We start from the raw sequence: 4702 nt of genomic DNA on the forward strand, positions 1-4702 counted from the left end.
GTCGGCTACCAGCCGACGCTGGCCGAGGAGATGGGTGAGCTTCAGGAGCGGATCACGTCCACGCGCGGGCGGTCGATCACGTCACTGCAGGCGGTGTACGTCCCCGCCGACGACCTCACCGACCCCGCCCCGCACAACACGTTCGCGCACCTCGACGCCACGACCGTGCTCTCGCGGCCGATCTCGGAGCTCGGGATCTATCCGGCCGTCGACCCGTTGGACTCCACCAGCCGCATCCTTCAGCCGCAGTACGTCGGCGACCGCCACTACGCGGCCGCGCGCCGGACGCAGGAGATCCTCCAGCGCTACAAGGACCTGCAGGACATCATCGCGATCCTCGGTATCGACGAGCTGTCCGAGGAGGACAAGGTCATCGTCACCCGGGCGCGGAAGATCCAGAAGTTCCTGTCCCAGCCGTTCTTCGTGGCGGAGAAGTTCACCGGAATCCCGGGCAAGTACACGCCGCTTGAGGAAACGATCGACTCGTTCGAGCGCCTCGGCGCGGGCGAGTTCGACCACCTGCCGGAGGAAGCCTTCCGCTACGTCGGCGGGGTAGACGATGCGGTCGCCAAGGCAAAGACAATGGCGGAATGACGTGGCGCTGAACGTTTCCGTCGTCACCCCTGAAAGGCAGGTGTGGGCGGGCGAGGCGCAGTTCGTCATCGCCCGCTCGGCCGACGGCGACATCGGTGTCCTGCCGGGACATGCGCCGTTTCTGGGCGCCCTGGGCTTCGCCAGGCTCATCGTCCAGGACGCCGACGGCCAGACGTACATCGCGGTCCACGGCGGGTTCATCGAGGTCATCGACGACAAGGTGACGGTCCTGACCCAGACGGCGGAGCCCGCCGCGGAGATCGACACGGCGGCTGCGAACCTGCAGCGCGAGGAGGCCGAGCGGCGCGTCCACGAGGACGACACGCCGGAGAACCGCGAGGCGCTGCTGCGCGCGGCGAACCGGGTCAAGACGGCGGCCGAGGCCGGCCTGCTCGACATCGGCTGATTTCGCCCGTTTGCCCTGACAGCCGGACCCCCGGCCTTAGCATTGGCGAATGCGCCGCTTTCCCGCCGCACTTTGTCTTGTCCTGCTCGCGTTTTCCGGCGTGGGCCCGGCGCAGGCTGCACCCCTCGGGGGCCCGGTCGTGTTCGAGCCGAAGCCGGGGACTCTGCTGCAGGTCGCGGGCAAGGGCGCGTACCGCGGCAGCATCGAGGTCAGACGAGGTGCGAGCGGCGTAACCGTCGTCAACGTGCTGGACCTCGACTCGTACCTGATGGGCCTGGCGGAGGTGCCGGGGTCGTGGCCGGCCGAGGCGATGAAGGCGCAGGCGGTCGCGGCGCGGACGTACGCGCTGTGGGAGGCCGGGCGCGGGTCCTACCGCGACCGTGGCTACGACATCTGCGGGACGACGTCCTGTCAGGTCTACTCCGGTGTCGCCCACGAGCGCGGTCCCAACGGCGATAAGTGGGTCGAGGCGGTCCGGGCTACCCGCGGCGAGGTCCTGCTGCACGACAACAAGCCCATTCTCGCCCGCTACCACTCGTCGTCCGGAGGCCACACGTTGTCCAACGAGGTCGTGTACCCGTCCTCGGGCAAGCACCCCTACCTGAAAGGCGTGCCCGACGAACCGGACGATCGATCGCCCCTCTATCGGTGGACCGTGGACTTCACCAAACAGGAGATGGAAGCGATCCTGCGACGGGGGGTGGACCTCGCGGGAACGCTCGAGGCCATCGAAGCCGACGAGCAGAAGCGCGAGCTGGTGGTCCGCACCCAGGGCGGGCGGCTCGAGATGAACATCGTGCGGTTCCGGCGCGAGGTCAGCTCGGCGGCCCCCAAGCTGTTCCCCGAAAAGTATCCGTCGCTGCGAGCCGACGGCCGCCGGTTGCCGCTGACCCTGCCGTCGTCAAGGTTCACGATCGAGGCGACGCCCGAAGGGTTCAGGATCAACGGCCGCGGCTACGGGCACGGCGTCGGGATGAGCCAATGGGGCGCGAGGGGACGCGCCGAGCGGGGCGACGACTACAAAAAGATCCTGGCCGCCTACTACGGGGGCCTCAAGCCCAGGACGCTGCCGCGCGAGGAGCCGCTGCGCGTGGGCATCGTGCCGTCGACGCAGAGAACGAGCGTCTCCGGCGACGGACTGTTCTCGGTCGCCGACGGCAGGTCGCCTCTGTCCGGCTCCACCCTCGGGTCGTGGCAGGTCGCTCCGGGGGCGGGCCGGACGCTGGACGTGACGCCGCCGGAGTCCAGCCAGCTGCCGCTGGTGCTGTCGGGAGTCCGGGCGCCCGGACGGGTCGTGACGCGCGACGAGCCGCTACGCCTGGAGGTGAGCTTTGTGGTCCCGAAGGCGGCCCAGGTGCAGGCCGATCTCGTCCGGGGCGACGACAAAGCCGGGACCGTCCGGGGGGTGTTCGACGCCGGGCCGGGAAGGCTCGCGATGCGGATCGACCCCCGCCGGCACCCGGAGCCGGGCGACTGGCGACTGGTCCTTTCCGCCACGGACGGCACCGCCAGCGTCAGGTCGGTGCGTCCGGTTCGCGTGGAACGCCCGGCCAGGCGGGGGCTGGTCCTCGTCATGATCGCGGCCGTGATGCTGGCTGTGGCGGTGGTCCTGCGGCGCCGCCACGCGCTTTACGGACGCGGTTCGCAGGGCCGGGAAGGCGCCAACTGGTCTTTGCTGTAGCGTGGTCCGAACCAATCCGCGAGGGACCATGCCCGAAGTCTTCGTCATTGATGGACACGCTCCGCTGCACGGTGAGGTGCCGGTTAGCGGCGCCAAGAACTCGGCGACAAAGCTGCTCGCGACGGCGCTTCTGGCTCCCGGATGCAGCCGTCTGGAGAGGGTCCCGAGGGTCGCGGAAGTAGGGCCGATGAGCGAGGTGCTGGCGCACCTCGGTGCCCAGGTCCGCTGGACAGGGGACAACGAACTTGTGGTGGACGTCCCGGAGGAGCTCGGCATTGAGGCTCCTTACGAGCCCGTTCGGCGGATGCGCGCGTCCACGGCGGTGCTCGGCCCCCTGGTGGCCCGGACGGGACGGGCGAGGGTGGCGCTGCCGGGCGGCTGCAACCTCGGCCACCGCGGCATCGACCTGCACGTCCGCGGCCTCGAGCAGCTCGGCGCCAGCATCGAGCTCGTGCACGGATACCTGGTGGCCGAGGCTCCCAAGCTGCGCGGGGCGCACGTGACCTTCGACTACCCCAGCCACGGGGCCACCGAGACGCTGGTGATGGCTGCCTCGCTGGCGCAGGGCACGACGGTCATCGACAACGCCTCGCGAGAGCCCGAGATCCACGACCTCACGTCGTTTCTCCAGCGCATGGGCGCCCGCATCTCGGGCGTAGGGACCAATCGCATCGAAGTCGAGGGCGTGGACCGGCTCAAGCCGGCGTCCTATTCGGTGATGCCCGACAGGCTGGAGGCGGGGACCTACGCCATCGCGGCCGTGGCCGCCGGAGGCGACGTCCGCATAACGGACATGGTGCCCGGCCACCTCGAGCTGGTCTTCGAGATGCTGCAGGAAACGGGGGCCGAGGTCCGGACCGAGGACCACGCGGTCCGCGTGACCGCCGACGGCAGCCCGAAGCCGGTGGACGTCTCGACCCTGCCGTACCCCGGTTTTCCCACCGATCTGCAGCCCCTTGTCGTAGCCATGCTGACGCGGGCTTCGGGGCTGTCCATTGTCACGGAGAACATCTTCGACGGACGGTTCATGTTCATCGACGAGCTCGCACGCATGGGTGCCGACGTCCATGCCGAAGGGCAGTACGTGGTCGTGCGGGGAGTCCAGCGCCTGATGGGCGCGCCTGTGGTCGCTCCGGACCTGAGGGCCGGTGCCGCTCTGGTGGTTGCGGGCCTGACGGCGGAGGGACGCACGGTCGTGGAGGGTCTGGAGCAGATCGACCGCGGCTACGAGAACCTCACCGGGAAGCTGCAGGCGCTGGGCGCCCGGGTGAGGCGCGTTCCCTCCGATCAGCTGGTCGAGGCGTAGAGGGCGCCGTGGTGCCGGTTTTCCCGAGCGACGAGTGGCTGGCCCTTTACCGCGACGCGATCAACTCCAGTGAGTCCCACAGGCAGGCTGCCGCCACGTGGGAGGGCGACCTTACCTATGTGGTGAAGGCCGAGCCCGGGACGGGCCTGGAATCCGACGTGTGCGTCTGGATGGACCTGTGGCACGGCGAGTGCCGGGACGCGCGGATCGTGGACATGGACAAGGGCGAGAGGGCCAAGTACGTCATCACCGCTCCCTACTCGCGCTGGAAGCAGGTGATCCGCGGTGAGCTTGAGCCGACAAAGGCGATGATGCAGGGCAAGCTGCGCCTGCGAGGCGACCTGCCCACGATCGTCCAGCACGTGAAGGCCGCCAACGAGCTGGTCCACATCGCCGGCGGCATCCCCACAGAGTTCATGGACGAGCCGTGACCGTGGAGCCGAAGGTCCTCGAATCGCGCGGGGACACCGCCGTTGACCCCGTCCGCCTAATCGGACCGGACCCGTCGGGGCTGGCCCAGATGCTGGCGGCGGTCATCACGGCCAACCTCCAGCGGCAGCCGGACCTCCATCAGCGGCTCGAAGGGGAGCCGGGGGTCGTGTCCGTGACGGCTTCAGACGCCGGGTCCACCGTCACCTTCGAGCTGCGCGACGGGTGCGTCCGCGTCTACTCCGGGGAGCTGACGTGCCCGGCCGACGTCCGGGTGGTCGCCGAC

At 69.5% G+C, this 4702-nt stretch carries 6 protein-coding genes; all 6 read left to right on the forward strand.

Features of this window, described 5'->3' with window-relative positions; genetic code table 11:
- A partial coding sequence (locus tag VNE62_10030; GenBank protein HVE92617.1) for a F0F1 ATP synthase subunit beta occupies window positions 1-594 on the forward strand: 594 nt, incomplete at its 5' end.
- A 1-nt stretch (window position 595) separates the two neighbouring features.
- Entirely contained in the window at window positions 596-1000 is a 405-nt protein-coding gene (locus VNE62_10035; protein ID HVE92618.1) for a F0F1 ATP synthase subunit epsilon, read from the forward strand.
- Between the two features lie 49 nt (window positions 1001-1049).
- Window positions 1050-2681: a SpoIID/LytB domain-containing protein gene (locus VNE62_10040; protein HVE92619.1), complete on the forward strand. Its 1632-nt coding sequence runs from the start codon at window positions 1050-1052 to the stop codon at window positions 2679-2681.
- A 28-nt stretch (window positions 2682-2709) separates the two neighbouring features.
- A complete protein-coding gene (murA, locus tag VNE62_10045; GenBank protein ID HVE92620.1) occupies window positions 2710-3987 on the forward strand; it encodes a UDP-N-acetylglucosamine 1-carboxyvinyltransferase in 1278 nt (425 codons plus the stop codon).
- A gap of 11 nt (window positions 3988-3998) precedes the next feature.
- Window positions 3999-4418, forward strand: a complete 420-nt coding sequence (locus VNE62_10050) for an SCP2 sterol-binding domain-containing protein (GenBank protein HVE92621.1) — start codon at window positions 3999-4001, stop codon at window positions 4416-4418.
- Window positions 4415-4702 (forward strand): hypothetical protein (locus tag VNE62_10055; protein ID HVE92622.1); only part of this gene is annotated, 288 nt, incomplete at its 3' end. The genes VNE62_10050 and VNE62_10055, both read left to right, overlap by 4 nt.

The sequence above is a fragment of the Actinomycetota bacterium genome, assembly GCA_035536535.1.
GTDB lineage: Bacteria > Actinomycetota > JAICYB01 > JAICYB01 > JAICYB01 > DATLNZ01.

What these genes read in the sequence shown, in the direction of transcription:
- VNE62_10040 (HVE92619.1), top strand. Translation starts at nt 1,050, where the DNA reads ATGCGCCGCTTTCCCGCCGCACTTTGTCTTGTCCTGCTCGCGTTTTCC.
- murA (HVE92620.1), top strand. Translation starts at nt 2,710, where the DNA reads ATGCCCGAAGTCTTCGTCATTGATGGACACGCTCCGCTGCACGGTGAG.